The 16,303-nt window shown below is 53.6% G+C and carries 17 protein-coding genes and 1 riboswitch; of the genes, 4 read left to right on the top strand and 13 right to left on the bottom strand.

From position 1 onward, the window contains the following. Complete coding sequence (locus CYQ09_RS17555) at positions 1–846, top strand: cytochrome c1 (protein ID WP_106746683.1); 846 nt, start codon at positions 1–3, stop codon at positions 844–846. 81 nt (positions 847–927) lie between these two features. Here CYQ09_RS17555 and thiQ read toward each other — a convergent pair whose 3' ends face one another. From thiQ to CYQ09_RS17535, 4 genes are all read right to left on the bottom strand, one after another. Further along, complete coding sequence (gene thiQ / locus CYQ09_RS17550; protein ID WP_106746682.1) at positions 928–1,620, bottom strand: thiamine ABC transporter ATP-binding protein; 693 nt, start codon at positions 1,618–1,620, stop codon at positions 928–930. Continuing rightward, positions 1,607–3,136 carry a thiamine/thiamine pyrophosphate ABC transporter permease ThiP gene (locus CYQ09_RS17545; RefSeq protein ID WP_106746681.1) on the bottom strand — a complete coding sequence of 510 codons (1,530 nt, stop codon included), beginning with the start codon at positions 3,134–3,136 and terminating at the stop codon, positions 1,607–1,609. Before CYQ09_RS17545 ends, thiQ begins: the two co-directional genes overlap by 14 nt. Then, positions 3,112–4,101, bottom strand: a complete 990-nt coding sequence (gene thiB / locus CYQ09_RS17540) for a thiamine ABC transporter substrate binding subunit (RefSeq protein WP_106746680.1) — start codon at positions 4,099–4,101, stop codon at positions 3,112–3,114. Before thiB ends, CYQ09_RS17545 begins: the two co-directional genes overlap by 25 nt. Before the next feature lie 36 nt (positions 4,102–4,137). After that, a riboswitch (TPP riboswitch) is annotated at positions 4,138–4,236 on the bottom strand. A gap of 74 nt (positions 4,237–4,310) precedes the next feature. Then, positions 4,311–5,633: a dicarboxylate/amino acid:cation symporter gene (locus CYQ09_RS17535; RefSeq protein ID WP_204353988.1), complete on the bottom strand. Its 1,323-nt coding sequence runs from the start codon at positions 5,631–5,633 to the stop codon at positions 4,311–4,313. A gap of 134 nt (positions 5,634–5,767) precedes the next feature. Here CYQ09_RS17535 and aroC point away from each other — a divergent pair, with 134 nt between their 5' ends. Continuing rightward, positions 5,768–6,871 (top strand): chorismate synthase, encoded by a 1,104-nt coding sequence (aroC, locus tag CYQ09_RS17530; protein WP_106746679.1) that lies wholly within the window; start codon positions 5,768–5,770, stop codon positions 6,869–6,871. Positions 6,872–6,972: 101 nt separating this feature from the next. After that, complete coding sequence (locus tag CYQ09_RS17525) at positions 6,973–7,515, top strand: HD domain-containing protein (RefSeq protein ID WP_106746678.1); 543 nt, start codon at positions 6,973–6,975, stop codon at positions 7,513–7,515. On the opposite strand, the gene CYQ09_RS17520 is transcribed toward CYQ09_RS17525, so the two are convergent. The 8 genes from CYQ09_RS17520 to CYQ09_RS18375 form a co-directional block, all read right to left on the bottom strand. Continuing rightward, positions 7,502–8,377 (bottom strand): DMT family transporter, encoded by an 876-nt coding sequence (locus tag CYQ09_RS17520; protein WP_106746677.1) that lies wholly within the window; start codon positions 8,375–8,377, stop codon positions 7,502–7,504. The genes CYQ09_RS17525 and CYQ09_RS17520 overlap by 14 nt on opposite strands. A gap of 77 nt (positions 8,378–8,454) precedes the next feature. Continuing rightward, positions 8,455–8,988: a hypothetical protein gene (locus CYQ09_RS17515; RefSeq protein WP_106746676.1), complete on the bottom strand. Its 534-nt coding sequence runs from the start codon at positions 8,986–8,988 to the stop codon at positions 8,455–8,457. Between the two features lie 3 nt (positions 8,989–8,991). Further along, entirely contained in the window at positions 8,992–10,080 is a 1,089-nt protein-coding gene (locus CYQ09_RS17510) for a DUF3500 domain-containing protein (protein ID WP_106746675.1), read from the bottom strand. Between the two features lie 131 nt (positions 10,081–10,211). Next, positions 10,212–10,502: an HU family DNA-binding protein gene (locus CYQ09_RS17505; protein WP_045997583.1), complete on the bottom strand. Its 291-nt coding sequence runs from the start codon at positions 10,500–10,502 to the stop codon at positions 10,212–10,214. Between the two features lie 131 nt (positions 10,503–10,633). Continuing rightward, positions 10,634–12,115 carry an AMP nucleosidase gene (locus CYQ09_RS17500; protein WP_106746674.1) on the bottom strand — a complete coding sequence of 494 codons (1,482 nt, stop codon included), beginning with the start codon at positions 12,113–12,115 and terminating at the stop codon, positions 10,634–10,636. Then, a complete protein-coding gene (ade, locus tag CYQ09_RS17495; protein ID WP_106746673.1) occupies positions 12,112–13,911 on the bottom strand; it encodes an adenine deaminase in 1,800 nt (599 codons plus the stop codon). Before ade ends, CYQ09_RS17500 begins: the two co-directional genes overlap by 4 nt. A 124-nt stretch (positions 13,912–14,035) precedes the next feature. Beyond that, positions 14,036–14,461 carry a c-type cytochrome gene (locus CYQ09_RS17490; protein ID WP_106746672.1) on the bottom strand — a complete coding sequence of 142 codons (426 nt, stop codon included), beginning with the start codon at positions 14,459–14,461 and terminating at the stop codon, positions 14,036–14,038. A gap of 173 nt (positions 14,462–14,634) precedes the next feature. Then, positions 14,635–14,796, bottom strand: coding sequence for a hypothetical protein (locus CYQ09_RS18375; protein ID WP_162617714.1), 162 nt, complete (start codon positions 14,794–14,796; stop codon positions 14,635–14,637). Positions 14,797–14,892: 96 nt separating this feature from the next. On the opposite strand from CYQ09_RS18375, the gene CYQ09_RS17485 reads away from it, so the two are divergent. Continuing rightward, positions 14,893–15,750, top strand: coding sequence for a LysR family transcriptional regulator (locus CYQ09_RS17485; protein ID WP_106746671.1), 858 nt, complete (start codon positions 14,893–14,895; stop codon positions 15,748–15,750). On the opposite strand, the gene CYQ09_RS17480 is transcribed toward CYQ09_RS17485, so the two are convergent. Next, the gene (locus CYQ09_RS17480; RefSeq protein ID WP_106746670.1) at positions 15,747–16,295 is read right to left on the bottom strand and encodes an ActR/PrrA/RegA family redox response regulator transcription factor; all 549 of its coding nucleotides are present in this window, start codon (positions 16,293–16,295) and stop codon (positions 15,747–15,749) included. The genes CYQ09_RS17485 and CYQ09_RS17480 overlap by 4 nt on opposite strands. Positions 16,296–16,303: the final 8 nt, after the last annotated feature.

Here is a 16,303-nt window from a genome sequence, read left to right as displayed (position 1 = left end):
ATGAATATGTTCCGTAAACTCACACTTACCGCTGCTACAATGCTTGCCCTGACATCAGGGCAAGTGTTCGCCGCCGAGGCAGAAACCGAGATCGAAGACTTTGCGTTTTCATTCGAGGGCCCATTCGGCAGCTTTGACCAGATGCAGCTTCAGCGCGGCCTTCAAATCTACACCGAAGTCTGTTCAGCATGTCACGGTCTAGAGTTCGTCGCATTCCGCACATTGCATGACGAAGGCGGCCCTGCGCTGCCCGAAGATCAGATGCGCGCCTATGCTGAATTCTACGAAGTCTACGACGAATCCATCGAAGACTATCGCGCAGCAACACCCGCAGACAAATTCCCTGCGGTCACCGGTGCAGGCGCACCTGATCTGTCGTTGATGGCGAAATCCCGTGCGGGTTTCCACGGCCCATTGGGTTCTGGGATCAACCAATTGGTCAAAGGCATGGGCGGCGCAGAATACATCGCGTCGATCCTTGCAGGTTACCATGAGACGCCTGAATGTGCGCCAGAGGACTTTGACGGTTACTACAACGTTGCCTTCGCACCGGGCGGTTACCCCGAAGAATGTCTTGACGACCACGGTCACCGTACAGTTCCAGGTAGCTGGATCGGCATGGCGCCACCACTTTGGGGTGACGATGTTGAATACGCTGACGGCCATTCAACTGAACTCCACCACGAGGCACAAGACGTTGCTGCATTCCTAATGTGGACAGCTGAGCCGAAAATGATGGCACGCCAGCACGCTGGCCTTGCGGGTGTGATCCTACTGATCATGTTGTCTGTGTTGCTGTACCTCACAAACAAACGTCTGTGGGCACCACATAAGCACAAGGACTGATCAATCCAGTCACCGAACTAGAAAAGGCCTGCCAAATTAGCGGGCCTTTTTCCTGCGTAGGGTGGATTTTAATCCACCTAACTAGCCAAGATACGCAACCAATGCCGGGGGCGGATCATTAAACAAAACGTTAGTCGCAACGGGCGCAGACACTCTGCCATCGGCGACAATCGCGACTTCATCGGCGATGCGTTTTGCGTCGTTCGGATCGTGGGTCACCATAATCACGGTGCGGCCCTGATCCGCTAGCGTCATTTTCACCAAATCCAGCATCTCGTCTTTCAAGCGCGGACCAAGCGCCGCAAAGGGTTCATCCAATAAGACAACAGGCCGATCAGCCAGTAACACACGGGCAAGCGCCGCGCGGCTTTGTTGGCCACCCGAGAGCGCAGCTGGTTTACGCGCACCGAAACCATCCAGACCAACGCTTTCTAAAACATTTTCAACTTTTCGGGTTTCGGTCGATGACAACCGCAGACTAGGGCGCAGCCCCAACCCGACATTTTGCGCGACGGTCAGGTGAGGAAACAGGTTGTTATCCTGAAACAACATACTGACTGACCGATCAGAAGGGGACAGCCGCGTCAAATCCATATCGTCCCAAAGAACCCGACCAGCGGCTGGTTCAAAGAATCCAGCAATCGCGGACAGAAACGTGGACTTGCCAGCGCCCGACGGACCAATCAGCCCTGTGACTTTGCCAACGGCGAACTGTAAATCCGCGCGAAGATCAAAGTCATCCTGCCGCAGTTCTAGCCCGTCACAGATCAACATCGCTGCGGCCTCCTTGGTCACATATCCAAAATATCAGCAGGCTTAACGCCAGCAATAGCAATGCAGCACCCGCCGCTGCGTCCACACGATAGGCCCCCATCAAACGATACATCGCGAGGGGCAGGGTTTCTTCGGACTTGCCAGCGAACAATGTGATTACGCCTAAATCACCCATCGACAAAGCCGCTGATAGCCCGGCACCGAAACCCAATGGGCGACGAATACGCGGTAAGACAACGATACGTAGCCACGACCAACCTGACAGCCCAACAGATGCCCCTAAGCGCCCGAAGTCCTCTTGAACCGCCGCAATCGCAGGACCAATTGCGCGTAAGACAAAGGGCAGGGCGAGCGTCGCATTCACCAGCATCGTTACAATCAAGGCAACATCGCTTGGGCTCACAAATGGATAGACGATCAGGAACGCCCCTGTCCCCACAACCAACCCCGACGCCGCCAAGGGCAGCACTCCGATCACCGCGACAGCGCGCCCACCCCAAAGGCCCAGCGCGACAGACATCGCACAACACAAAGTCGCCGAACCAATCGCAACAAGGATAGATCGTAGCGCAGCAATCCAAACCGTACCCGGCATCAACAATAGCCCGGGTAGCCCGCGAAGAACGACCATCCCCAATGGAATTAACAAGAACAGCGCCGCCGCACCGATAACGACATAGTCCAGCCAAGGCCGTTTCACATCCCAACGCGCGACCACGCGGTCAAAACCTGCGCCCATCGCATCGGTACCTGTGACGCGCCACGCAAAGACCGCAGCAACAACGCACAGCCCAAACTGGATGCATGCCAACAACGCCGCACGCCCGAGGTCGAAATCAAAACGCAACGCCTGATAAATCGCCAGTTCAACTGTGGTGCTTTTCGGACCACCACCTAGCGTTAGCGCGACCGCAAAGCTGGTCAGGCAAATTAGAAAGATCACCAAGAACGTGCTTGGGACGACGGCGCGCAACATCGGTATCTCAAGTAAGCGGCCCACTGGCGCACCCAGACTTGCGGCTAGGCGGAACCTCTCAGCTGGGATCGCAAGCCAACCCTGTAAAATGAACCGAACGGCGAGCGGAAGGTTAAAGAAAACATGTGCTAGAACGACACCATGAAAACCGTAAATGGAGATCGATTCGAAACCCAGACCCCCTAGAAAGACGTTCACAATGCCTCCACGACCGAAGACGGCAAGCAACCCAACGATCGCGACGATAACGGGCAACAAGAACGGTGCGCCCAACAACGTGATTAACGCCTGCCGCCCGCGAAACCGTCGCCGCGCTAGGGCGCGCGCAACCGGGATGGCGCATGTAACGCTAATAAATGCGGATACAAAGGCTTGGGTCACCGTAAACCGGATCGCCGCCCAATCAGCGGGGCTAAGCCCACTTGCCCAGTCCGCCCGCAGCGCAACCGCTGCAAGCGTCCCAAGCGTCAACACTAGTACCAGCGCCCCAGATAGGGCGCCGGGCCAGCGTGGACTTATTGTGAAAGCGCGTTGCGCCATTCTTCCAATGCTTCATCCCGGATCGCTGCTGCATCCTCGGGTGATTTCAACAATGACGCCGTGGGGGTCATCAGCGTTTCAAACCCTTCGGGCAATCCTGCTTCTGGGGTCACAGCCGGGTACATCCAGTTCGTTGTCGGAATGACAGATTGGAACCCTTCGGAAACGATGAATGCCATGAATTGGTCCGCCAAGTCTGACTGATCAGTGCGAGCGACTTTCCCGGCAACTTCGACCTGCATGTAGTGACCTTCGTCGAACGACCAAGCAACTTTGCTGGCGTCTTCTTCGGCAATCAAGTGGTATGCAGGCGACGTTGTGTAAGACAGAACCGCATCAGCTTCGCCATCTAGGAACATACCGTAGGCTTCGGACCAACCGGGGGTAACCGTGACGATGTTATCAGACAGTGCCGCCCACAAATCAGCCGCTTCGTCCGGGTAGGCATCCTTTACCCACATCAGCAGGCCCAAGCCGGGCGTTGATGAACGCGGGTCTTGGATAACAATCTTAAGATCGCTGTCAGCCAGATCACGGATCGACGTCGCTGCGGTATCATCCGCATTCCCGACAAAGGCAAAATAGCCCCAGTCGAATGGCAAGAAATCCGGATCAGTCCACTCAATGGGTAGGTCTAGGTCAGTGGTCACACCGTGCGGTGCAAACAGGCCAGTTTCACGGGCGGCTGCGGTTAGGTTGGTATCCAATCCCAACACCACATCAAATTCGGTGCGTGGGCCTTCTAACTGAAGACGGGCCAGCAAGGCAGCACCATCACTGCTGCCGACAAATTCCAGATCGCAGGCACACTCGGCCTCGAACGCCGCTTCGATTGCGGGGCCGGGGCCCCATTCGCTCACAAAGCTATCGTAAGTCAAAACTTGCAGTACCGGGGTCTCGGCCATTGCGCCTGTGGCACAAAGGGCAAGTCCCGCGACAACTGGCAGATAGATCGGTTTTTGCATCGTATCCTCCAAATGCGACGGGCGGATTGGGGGATAGCGCGATTGCCATACCTTCCCTCCGCCGGTCTTAACCGGTTCAGGTTCAACGGGTCCGCTTGCGCATCTCAGCCATTGCTGGCCCCCCGAGGTATGCGTTGAATACGCGCTGGCCGGGCAAATGAAAAGGGCCGCAGATTTTGCTGCGACCCTTGTCCCAAAACGATTATCGATCAGGCCGCGTGGCCATGTGGCATTTCAACTTCATCATCATCAACGATACCCGCATCTGGGTCGTTAAAGACATCAAGGTCGATTTTGCCTTCACCTTTGGCAACGATAGAAGTGACCACCGCATCGCCGGTGATATTCACGGCCGTACGGATCATATCCATCAAACGATCGACACCTAGGATGATGGCGATACCCTCAATCGGCAGACCAACTTGGCTAAGCACCATGGTCAGCATAACCAGCCCAACACCGGGGACACCCGCTGTACCGATAGATGCTAAAACCGCCATGCCGATCACGGTCAGGTAACCGCCAAGCCCCAAATCAATGGCATAAACATTGGCCAAGAACACCGTGGCGACACCCTGCATGATCGCGGTCCCGTCCATATTGATCGTTGCACCAAACGGGATGCAGAACGACGCGATAGATTTATCCACCCCCACACGTTCGGTAACGGAACGGTAGGTCACTGGGATAGTCGCGTTCGAACTTGCCGTTGAAAACGCAAAAATCTGCGCCGGACGCATTTTGCGCATAAACGTGAGCGGGTTCAGCCCGGCCAACACCTTCAACATCGTTGGTAGCGTGATGAACAGGTGAATGAACAACGCCGCAACCAGCGTGATGACATAAGCCATAACCGGAATGAAAAGCCCGATGCCCTGTTCGGCAAAAGTCTTGGCGATCAGACAGAACACACCATAAGGCGCAAAATGCATAACAATCGCGACGACCTTCATCATCAGGTCATTCATATAGCTACACGCAGCAATGAAACCTTCGGATTTCGCACCAAGCATCAAAACGGCGACGCCCAGAACGACAGTATAAAAGATTACCTGCAGCATTTCGCCATTGGCAAAGGCTGCAATTGGGTTGGTCGGTACGATATTTGCAAAGACGCTCCATACCGTCGGGGCCTCGCGCCCGGTCACGCCAGACGTATCAATGCCTTGCATATCAAAACCCTTACCCGGGCCAATCAATGACGCCAGCGCAATGGCGATGGTAATCGCAAGCGCAGTCGTCGCGAGGTATAGAAAGAACGACTTGGTGCCAACACGACCCAAGACACGAACATCACCGATGCCCGTAACCCCACCCAAAAGCGAGAAAAACACCAACGGAACAACCAGCATTTTTAGGGCGTTCACGAACATCTTGCCGATCATGCCAAACAGGCCGGCAACGATCTGAGTATTGATAAAGTTATTGTTGATTTGGTTAAATATCACACCAACTACGATCCCGGCACCCATCGCGATCATGATCTTCATCGTTAGCGACATGCCGTGGGCGCCATGCGTTTCAGTTGTCATTTCACTCTCCCTTTTATTCTTAGGGTTGAGACTGGCACAGTTTTTTCAATTCTCAAAATCCAGCGCATTATCCAACCAAGATTGAACAAACGCTGGCCTTCCTGTAACCGGGTTGCAATCAAAGAGGCGCGCATATGTCGATCAACAGTTTCGGTCATCTATTTCGGTTCACAACTTGGGGCGAAAGCCACGGGCCCGCGTTGGGTGCAACGGTCGATGGATGCCCCCCCGGCGTTCCAATTGACGCGGCAATGCTTCAGCAATGGCTAGATAAACGCCGCCCCGGTCTGAACAAAAACACGACCCAACGGAACGAAGCCGATGCGGTCGAAATTCTATCTGGCGTGTTCGAAGGCAAATCGACAGGCACACCCATTCAGCTCATGATCCGCAACACCGATCAGCGGTCAAAAGACTACGGCGACATCGCCAACACCTTCCGTCCCGGTCACGCCGATATCACCTATCACCAGAAATACGGCATCCGTGATTATCGCGGTGGTGGGCGATCTTCGGCACGTGAAACAGCTGCCCGCGTTGCAGCTGGCGGGGTTGCACGCGAAGCGATCAAAGCGATTGCCCCGAATGTGCAGATCAAAGGGTACATGACCCAAATGGGTGCCAAACAGATCGACCGATCTAAAGTCGATTGGGACCAGATTGATCAAAACGATTTCTTCTGCCCAGACGCAGATGCCGCAGCCGAATGGAACGACTATCTGGCGTGGCTACGCAAAGACGATCACAACTCTGTCGGTGCGATTATCGAAGTCGTGGCACGTGGCGTCCCCGCAGGCATTGGCGCACCCGTTTATGCCAAGTTAGACACTGATTTGTCCGCTGCGATGATGTCGATCAACGCGGTTAAAGGCGTCGAAATCGGTGAAGGCATGGCCGCAGCGGCGCTGACCGGCCGCGACAACGCAGACGAAATTTTCATGGGTCCAAATGGCCCTGAATACAGTTCAAACCACGCCGGTGGTATCCTTGGTGGGATCAGTACCGGGCAGGATATCGTCGTGCGCTTTGCCGTAAAACCGACTTCATCCATCCTGTCCCCACGCAAATCAATCCGCATGGATGGATCACCGATGGAAGTCGTCACCAAAGGCCGCCACGACCCATGTGTCGGCATCCGCGCCGTTCCAGTAGGCGAGGCAATGATGGCCTGCGTGATCCTTGACCACTTACTGCTAGACCGCGGTCAAACCGGCGGCATTCGCGGCAAAATCGGGTGAACCAACTCCGAGATACGCTAGTTCGTTATGTCTAGGAACATGCCTCGACAGATGCGGCACACGATCTCGGCCACCTACATCGTGTTTGGCGCAACGCGACACTGATCGCAGACCGTGAAGCACCATGCGACCGCACTGTGTTACTTGCTGCCGCGTACCTGCACGACCTTGTAAATCTTCCAAAGTCACACCCAGATCGTGCAAAGGCTTCGCTTTTGTCAGCAGAAAAATCCACGCCTTTGCTGCGTGACCTTGGGCTTCGCGCGGATCAAATTGATGCGACCTGCCATGCGATCATTGCACACAGCTTCTCGGCGAACATTCCGCCCGAAACTTTGGAAGCAAAGATTTTGCAGGATGCCGACCGAATAGAGGCATTGGGTGCAATCGGCCTTGCACGTTGCTTTGCAGTTTCCGGTGCGCTTAGCCGGCCATTGTTTCATTTCGAAGATCCGTTTTCTGTATCACGCCCACGCGATGACCAAACATATGCCGTCGATCACTTTGCTGAAAAGCTATTGCGCCTTCCAGCGACGATGCAAACAGCTGCTGGACGAGAATTGGCAAATGAACGGGCTGGGGTTTTGCGCCGTTATTTGGAAGATTTAGCGACTGAGCTTGATGTTCCGGTTAGTGGTTGGTAGCGGGCTGCTTTGACAACTGCACCGCTAGAATACCGCCTGCAATAATCGCAACGCCGATGACGTCCAACCAACCAATGGTTTCGCCCAACAGGGCGGCCGCGATAGCCACGCCTAAAAACGGGTTGAGGAAGTGGAAGGTTGACGCTTTTACCGCACCAATCCGCCCGACCAACATGAACCAAACCCAAGTCGCGGCAAGACCGGGAACCAACGTCGTATAAAGAAAAGCAACGATCAACTGCCAATTCCACGTAACGGCCCAGTCTTCCAATATGACGGCAGGCACCGCGAGGATCGTGGCGCCGACCAGCATTTGCAGCCCGACGATCATCAATACATTACCGCCCGATGACGCGCCTAGAACAGCAAGTGTAGCTATCGTTAAAGAAACAACACCGATCACGCATAGGATTAGGCCAAACATGTCGACGCCACCTTGCAGCCTTGCACCCATGATCAGAGCAACGCCAATCACGCCAGCGATCAACCCCATAAGACCAAGCGGCTTTACCTTGTTGCCAAAGATGACCCAACCAACAAGCGCGACCAACAATGGCATGGTGGACGCGATAATTGCCGCTAGCGACGCAGGTACAGTCTGCATCGCAACAAAATTCATACCTAGATAAAGCGCATTTTGACAAAGCCCAAAGACAAGCACACCCAACCATTGACGGCGGCTAAGCCGGGCAGTTTGCCCAATCGCAAGTGCGATCAAGATACCCAGCAATCCAGATACAAGAAATCGCAAAGCCAAGGCTGTCAACGGCGGTGCATATTCAACAATTACACGGGCAGAAGTGAACGCCGAAGACCACATCGCCGCAAAGGCGAGCCCCATAAGAATTGCTTTGATATCCATGCTGCGACGTTTGCCCAACCGTCAGGAAACGTCAATCCAGACAAGAACTTATATTGTATCGGTGCGACTCCATACAATCACTGCGCTGGAATCAGCAGCTCAATTGTGGAGCCTTCGGGACGGTTCAAAACGGGCAGGCTGTCACCTTCGGTGATGTCGGAAAAGTAAAACGGTTGAAGGTACCAACCGTCGACAAAACTATCATATCGAACGTCCAACGAAACACGATGTTCAACCTCGGCCCCAAGCACCAATGGCGTGCTTGCCGTCACAGTGATCAAACCAGTACCCAATTTCATTTCACTGCGTTCTGGGATTTCAACACTGTTGTGTTCCAAATTAACGCGCTTACCGTCGATTACCAAATCGGTCTGATCCAGCAACATGCTGACGAATGCATTCTGTTCAACTGCAACCAATGTTCCATCGCCGTCGGTGTCCATATGATCGAACATGTGTCCGCCGTCTTCTGTTGAAGGGACAACGAGGTACGTCAATACGGCTTCGGTACGGCCAATCGAAATCAGAACTTGTTGCTGAACATCAGCATGGGGATGGGCCGCCGCACCGATAGGTGCGGCAAGCATCAACAATAAGAATAAATGACGCATCGGTTATTGGCTCGCAATCCAAGCAGTCCCATAGTCATTTGTCGGATCACGATACATGTTGTGCGTATGTTCCGTCAGATCGCCACCCAAACCTTGGGGTGCATATTCCAATACGATTTCAGGACCAGTCACCCGAAAGTAAGCGTCGCCAAACGTATCGACAGATCCCCACCAGCCAAAATAAGTGTCGTCGATATCTGCGCGTACGGTTTCCATTTTGGCGGTAAAATCACGTGCGTTGAACTGACCAATACGAACTGCGATTAAATCTAACAGCGCCTCTTTTTGTACATCGGTTAGATCAGCCCCGCGAATACCCTCGGGGGCGACTGTGGTTCCATAGGCCCCCGGTCCAAGCAATAGCTCAACCGGCGACGTACCACGTACTGCGACGGCCTTTTGCTCGGCATCTAACGTATCAAGAAACGTATGTGCCGCTGTGACCTCCTCTTGGGTGATATAAACGCTTTCGCCCTCGTATTCGACAGTCAGTGGCTGACCACCTGTCAACATTGGCGAAAACGAAGCCTGCGCGCCTACAAAGGTCGCGTTGATCGCGAGGTGATGACCACCAAACTGAAATAACCAAGGCGCATCTGTTGCAGGCGTACCGACAAACGATACATAATAATATGCGCTACCAAAATTCGCAGGCGGACCGTCACCGCCAACAAGCGTGTCATCCGCCGCCATCTGCAAATTCGCGTTACGCACCCCGTCAGCGCTCAGAACCACAGAAAGCAACGCATCAAGAGCCGCGTTTTGCGCATCATCCAAGTCACCACGCATTAACCCGCCACGCGGTACAAAGCTGGTTGGAAAGTTGGACCACCGCGCACGTTGTTCATTGTCATCAAAGGCATAGATTACCGCATCGCGCTGAGCGGCAGAAAGTGTGTCCAAAAACGCGTTTGCAGCCGCGACAATATTTTCGGCAGTCGCATCAATCTCGGATACATTAATGGATTCGGCCATTTCAAATGCAACCGTTTCACCTGCTGGACCACCTCCTTGCGCAAAAACTGAAAAGGCAGTGGGGACCAAAACCGCGATAGCGGCTGACGCGGCAAGTTTGGTTTTTGTGATTTGCATCGGTCGTTCTCCGTTATTCGAAGCATGATACGTATGCAGCCACAATTTCCGTCGAAATTTTTGAATAAAAAAAGGGCCACCCAGTCAGGCGACCCTTTTATAACCTCGCATTCGGCGCGTAGCCAAATGACTTAGCCGTTTACGCTGTCTTTCAGCGCTTTTGCGATTGTCATTTTGACAACCTTGTCGGCTTCTTTTTTGATTTGCTCGCCTGTGGCAGGGTTGCGAACCATACGCTCTGGGCGTTCACGGCAATAGATTTTACCAACACCAGGAAGAGTAACAGCGCCGCCGCCAGCTACTTCTTTGGTGATGATGCCAGTCACGGCGTCCAGTGCAGCGCCTGCTGCTTTTTTATCCATGCCAGTTTCTTCGGCAAGTGCAGCAACGAGTTGCGCTTTCGTTAGTGGTTTAGTCGCCATTTTCTGGTCTCCCTTATTTGCCCGAACTATAGGGCCTCTACCCGCGCATTTAACGTTATGTTGTGGGGTACCACAACGATTAGTGTATCATTTTCAGTGAAAATAGCGACATTTCGCGCGTTTTTGACCCGTTATAGGAACGCTGTCTCTTCAAAACTGCGTAATTTGCGGCTGTGGATGCGCTCAAGCGGCATTTCACGCAATCTTTCCATGGCACGGATTCCAATCATCAAGTGCGCAGCGACCTGTGTTTTATAGAATTCTGATGCCATTCCGGGCAATTTCAGCTCTCCATGAAGCGGTTTATCACTGACGCATAACAAGGTCCCATAGGGTACACGGAATCGGAAACCATTCGCGGCAATCGTCGCGCTTTCCATATCTAGTGCGACAGCACGCGATTGGGACAACCGCTGAACTGGCCCCGATTGATCGCGTAGTTCCCAGTTCCTGTTATCAATGGTTGCGACAGTACCCGTCCGCATGATCCGCTTTAGCTCATAACCTTCAAGCTTGGTCACATCAGCAACAGCTGTTTCCAGCGCGATCTGAATTTCGGCCAGCGCAGGAATCGGCACCCAAACCGGAAGATCATCGTCCAACACGTGATCTTCACGTAGGTACGCGTGCGCCAGAACAAAATCACCCAATCGTTGCGAATTGCGTAGCCCAGCGCAGTGACCAACCATCAACCATGCATGTGGGCGCAGAACCGCGATGTGGTCCGTGGCCGTTTTAGCGTTCGAAGGCCCGACACCGATGTTCACCAAAGTGATCCCGCTGCCGTTCGCCCGTTTCAGATGATACGTTGGCATCTGGGGAAGTTTCGCAGGAACGGGCAGGGGCGCATCTGATTCCGTGATTTCAACATTCCCAGTACTGACAAAACTCGTATAGCCACTTTGCGGGTCTGCCAGCATCTGGCGCGCATAGCTTTCGAATTCTTCGACGTAGAACTGATAGTTCGTGAATAAGATGTGGTTTTGAAAATGTTCAGCAGCAGTCGCGGTATAGTGCGAAAGACGCGCCAATGAATAATCCACGCGCTGCGCGGTAAACGGGGCAAGCGGGCGCGCACCGTCAGGATATGCGAAACCTTCACCGTTCACGATGGCATCATGCGTGGTGCTAAGGTCAGGCACATCGAAATTGTCACGCAGGTTAAAATCCATCGACCCATCTTGGGGAACAGTCAGTGCTGGATCATTCGCCGCAGCAAAATGCACCGGCATAACCGTGTCCGACGCGCCGATGACAACAGGCACGCCGTGGCTGTTCAACAACAGTTGGATTTGCTGTTCAAGATAGGCCTCAAACAGATCGGGGCGGGTAACTGTGGTAGAGTAAGTTCCGGGTTCAGCCACATGACCAAACGATAGACGGCTATCCATCTTAGCATGGGTCGTCGTTGTAAGACGGATTTCGGGATAAAACGCACGCACACGTGCCTCTGGCTGACCGTGTTCCAAAGCATCTTGAAAGCTTTTTGATAGAAACGTAACTGCCGTGTCGTAAATTTCTTGTAGCCGCTTTACTGCGGCTTTTGCGTCGGTAAATGCTTCATGTCCGGGCACATCGGGTGTCCAGATAATGACCTGTTGTTCATCATTCATAGGTCGTCCTCAAACAGTTCTGTTAACTCAAATTTCTCTACATCCACCAATCCCAGATCAGAGATCCGCAACGAGGGGATGACAACAAGCGCCAAAAGCGAATGCTGCATATAGGCATTATTTAGGGTACAACCGCACGCCTCCATTGCGGCGACCATTTCATCGGCCTTGCGCGCAACGTCGATTGCCGGACTATCTGACATCAATCCGGCAATAGGTAATTCCACCAACGCCAGTTCTTTGCCGTCTTTCCAAACAGTCACACCACCGCCGACTTCGCCCAAACGGTTTGCAGCGGCGGCCATGTTTTCACGGTCTGTCCCCACAACAATCATGTGGTGGCTGTCGTGCGCCACGGTCGATGCCATCGCCATTTTGCCAGTGTATCCAAAGCCCGAAACAAAGCCATTCACGACCTTACCCGTACCCTGATGCCGCTCAACCAATGCAATCTGATAGGTATCACCTTCGCCTTCGACCACCCCGTCAACAACAGGAAGTTCGGCAGTCAGCGCTTCGGTTGGAGCTTGATTTTCGACAACGCCGATCACCTTGACCTTAACGCTATTCGCGCCCTCAGGCGCGTGGATCGCGAAATCATCATCGCCCAGCGCCTTGCCCATATTCACGGTTTGGCGTGCATCAGCGGGCCAATCGTAATGCGGGCAATCCACGGTAATCTTGCCATCCATCGCAACGGTCTGACCACGGGCAATCACATGCTCGATTGGCAAGGTTTTCAAATCAGACGTCAAAATCACATCAGCCAGACGACCGGGCGCGATTGATCCCAATTCGCGCTCTAGCCCGAAATGAGTGGCCGTATTGATCGTCGCCATTTGCAGCGCGATCAGCGGGTCACATCCGCAATCAATTGCATGGCGGACAACGCGGTTCATATGACCATCATTCACCAACGTCCCCGAATGGCAATCATCTGTGCAAAGGATAAAGTTGCGCGGATCAAGCCCCTTTTCAGTGATCGCTGTAATCTGACTTTCGACATCATACCAAGCAGAGCCAAGTCGCATCATCGACTTCATACCCAAACGGACACGTGCAATCGCGTCAGCCTCGGCTGTGCCTTCGTGATCGTCTGCCGCACCGCCCGCAACATAGGCCGCAAATGCATTACCTTTGTCAGGACTCGCATAATGGCCACCAACGGTTTTTCCCGCGTTCATTGTCGCTGCCATCTCCGCCAACATCTGGGGGTCGCCGTTAATCACACCGGGGAAATTCATCATCTCACCCAGACCAATAATGCCGGGCCACGACATGGCCTCGGCCACATCGTCGGCGGAAATCTCAAACCCTGTGGTTTCAAGACCGGGGGCAGAGGGCGCACAAGACGGCATCTGCGTGTAGATATTCACTGGCTGCATCAATGCTTCGTCATGCATCATACGCACACCGCGCAGTCCAAGCACATTCGCGATCTCATGTGGATCGGTGAACATGGTCGTTGTGCCGTGCGGAATAACTGCTGCTGCAAATTCAGCAGGGGTTAGCATGCCGCTTTCGATATGCATGTGGCCATCGCACAGACCGGGAATCAGATAACGGCCTTCGGCGTCGATCACCTGTGTATCAGGACCGATACAATGGCTGGCGTCTGGCCCAACATAGGCAAAGCGCCCATCGGCCACAGCAACCTGCCAGCCATCCAAAATTTCGCGGGATTGGACATTCACCAATTTACCGCCACGAATGACTAGATCAGCATGCGCGCGCCCTGCGGCGACGGCGACCAAACGGGGGGCAACTTCGGCCCAAGATTTGATGTAATGTTCCATCCCCAATGGTTTCACCGTTTTCAAGCGGGTTCAAGAGGCGATGATTTGATGTCCAGAAACAAAGTCATTTCTGATACAGCGGCCGCCCGATTTAAGCCGGGCGCCCATAAATTTAGTTCATGGATTACTCGACACCAACAGTTGCCAAAAACGCGTATATATCTGCAGCTTGCTGTGGGTCGCGTACCTGATACGCCATCTTGCCCCGCGCACGACGGTCATCCAATGCTTCACGTAGATACCCAGTTGGGTTTTGAACATAGGCAACAAAAGTGCTTTCGTCCCAAGTCGCGCCGGTCGCGCCTAGATCAACAATAGCGTCACCATAGCGAAACCCATCAGCAGAACCCAGAACACGCCCTTCGATTCCGTATAGGTTTGGCCCGGTACGCGCAGTACGGCCAGCCAATACTTCACCGTTATCATTGCGAACAACATGACATGCGACGCATTGACGGTTGAACTGTTCTTCACCTGCTGCAACATCGCCTTCGGCTGACGCAGCCGATGCGCATGCGACAAGCGCCGCTGCAACTGTAATACTCTTCATGATCGTTTTCCTTTTCGATCGGATCAAATGACCGCCGCCCCAGTCTATTGCTGATGTAGTGTAGGCAACCGTCCATACCAACCGTAAAGGCAAAAGTTTTTGCTATCGATGCAGCATAAGATCGCAGGGGCGGGCTCTTCAGAAAAGGCGCGCCCCTAGCTGTGGTACAATCTTCAATTTACACCACCACGTTTAGCACGCTGACGGCGTTCAGCTTCTTTTCGTTCAGCTTCGTAACCCTTTAATTTGCGTCCATCGTGTGACCAGTGATCCGGTGATTCCCACTTTTCGTTACGGGTGGCGGTCAAAAAGCTATTGGCGAATATTGTTAGCATGACTATTCCTTTCTCTATGTTGATGATCAACAAATAAAAGGATTGCTTCGCTCAAGCGACTCTGTAAGATTTTCATTATGTTAGTTGAGCTTTCATATGGATTGGCGTGAAATCCCATCCCTTTCGGCATTGCGGGCATTCGAATGCGCTGCCCGAGCCGGATCATTTTCACAGGCAGCGCGCGAACTGAACGTGACACATGCTGCAATCGCGCAACATGTGCGTGCGGTCGAGGCTGAATTAGGCACCACTTTGCTGGTGCGTCAGGGTCGCGGCGTTGCTCTAACCGACGCAGGCGTGCGGTTGGCGGATACGCTCTCTGATGGGTTCGGACAAATCATATCCGGCGTAAAATCAGTACGTGACGATGCCGAAACGCGTCCATTGTCCGTTACCGTGACCCACAATTTCGCGGAAAACTGGCTTATGCCGCGCATATCGCAATTCTGGGCGAAATACCCGGAAATCGCCTTGTCGATTGTACCCAGTAACAAGCTCGTGGATCTGCGGCGTGACGGGTTTGACTTGGGCGTGCGCTATGGCGATGGAAAATGGGCTGGGCTTGAAACAACACACCTGTTGGCCGCAGATTACACAGTAGTCGCAGCACCAGGTGTGGTCGAACCCGACAAACTTAGGTGTTCCGACGTTCCGTGGTTTTTCGAAAATGACCACCACGAAGCGCGCAAATGGGTCACCGAAGCCGGGATGGTAAAAGAAACCCAAAAGACGTTTAACGTGACCACGCTTGGTATGGCGCTGTCAGCCGTTCGATCAGGTGGTGGTATCACTGTCGCATCCAGCGCCTTGGTCGCGGATGACATAAACGCTGGGCGACTCGTTGCGCTATCGCAAACGCAACCCGAAGGATTAGGGTATTACATAACCCACTATCCCGGCGTCCTGTCTAATCGAGTCAAAATCTTGAAATCATGGCTTCTGAAAACGATCTAGCGCGGGCTGCGCTTTGCCAAAATCCGCTGTAGCGTCCGGCGATGCATCGACAGACGACGCGCCGTTTCTGACACGTTGCGATCACACAGTTCATATACGCGCTGAATATGTTCCCAACGCACGCGATCCGCGCTCATTGGGTTTTCTGGAGGAGGCGGTAGCGTGTCACCACCCGCGAGCAACGCATTCGTAACGTCAGTCGCATCCGCAGGCTTTGCCAAGTAATCGGTCGCACCGATTTTTACCGCCGCAACCGCTGTTGCAATCGCCCCGTACCCTGTCAGTACAACAATCCGGCTTTCAGGACGCTTGGCGCGCAGAACTTCGACCACATCCAACCCGTTTCCATCTTCTAACCGTAGATCAACAACCGCATACGCCGGCGGACGTGCCGTTGCGATTGCCTTACCAGCTGCGACAGATTCCGCTGTTTCGACCTCAAAGCCGCGTTTTTCCATGGCTTTTGCAAGCCTACGTAGAAACGCCTCGTCATCATCAACAAGAAGAAGGCTCTTGTCGTCACCCAGGTCCAACGGCTCGGTCATTTTAGTCC

Origin of the sequence: Yoonia maritima, assembly GCF_002933395.1 — a bacterium.
GTDB lineage: Bacteria > Pseudomonadota > Alphaproteobacteria > Rhodobacterales > Rhodobacteraceae > Yoonia > Yoonia maritima_A.
The sequence above is the reverse complement of the archived record's forward strand: the minus strand, read 5'-3'. Positions and strand labels throughout refer to the sequence as shown.

Coding starts and splice junctions, on each gene's coding strand:
- CYQ09_RS17555 (WP_106746683.1), top strand. CDS start 1: ATGAATATGTTCCGTAAACTCACACTTACCGCTGCTACAATGCTTGCC.
- thiQ (WP_106746682.1), bottom strand. CDS start 1,620: ATGTTGATCTGTGACGGGCTAGAACTGCGGCAGGATGACTTTGATCTT.
- CYQ09_RS17545 (WP_106746681.1), bottom strand. CDS start 3,136: ATGGCGCAACGCGCTTTCACAATAAGTCCACGCTGGCCCGGCGCCCTA.
- thiB (WP_106746680.1), bottom strand. CDS start 4,101: ATGCAAAAACCGATCTATCTGCCAGTTGTCGCGGGACTTGCCCTTTGT.
- CYQ09_RS17535 (WP_204353988.1), bottom strand. CDS start 5,633: ATGACAACTGAAACGCATGGCGCCCACGGCATGTCGCTAACGATGAAG.
- aroC (WP_106746679.1), top strand. CDS start 5,768: ATGTCGATCAACAGTTTCGGTCATCTATTTCGGTTCACAACTTGGGGC.
- CYQ09_RS17520 (WP_106746677.1), bottom strand. CDS start 8,377: ATGGATATCAAAGCAATTCTTATGGGGCTCGCCTTTGCGGCGATGTGG.
- CYQ09_RS17515 (WP_106746676.1), bottom strand. CDS start 8,988: ATGCGTCATTTATTCTTATTGTTGATGCTTGCCGCACCTATCGGTGCG.
- CYQ09_RS17510 (WP_106746675.1), bottom strand. CDS start 10,080: ATGCAAATCACAAAAACCAAACTTGCCGCGTCAGCCGCTATCGCGGTT.
- CYQ09_RS17505 (WP_045997583.1), bottom strand. CDS start 10,502: ATGGCGACTAAACCACTAACGAAAGCGCAACTCGTTGCTGCACTTGCC.
- CYQ09_RS17500 (WP_106746674.1), bottom strand. CDS start 12,115: ATGAATGATGAACAACAGGTCATTATCTGGACACCCGATGTGCCCGGA.
- ade (WP_106746673.1), bottom strand. CDS start 13,911: ATGGAACATTACATCAAATCTTGGGCCGAAGTTGCCCCCCGTTTGGTC.
- CYQ09_RS17490 (WP_106746672.1), bottom strand. CDS start 14,461: ATGAAGAGTATTACAGTTGCAGCGGCGCTTGTCGCATGCGCATCGGCT.
- CYQ09_RS18375 (WP_162617714.1), bottom strand. CDS start 14,796: ATGCTAACAATATTCGCCAATAGCTTTTTGACCGCCACCCGTAACGAA.
- CYQ09_RS17485 (WP_106746671.1), top strand. CDS start 14,893: ATGGATTGGCGTGAAATCCCATCCCTTTCGGCATTGCGGGCATTCGAA.
- CYQ09_RS17480 (WP_106746670.1), bottom strand. CDS start 16,295: ATGACCGAGCCGTTGGACCTGGGTGACGACAAGAGCCTTCTTCTTGTT.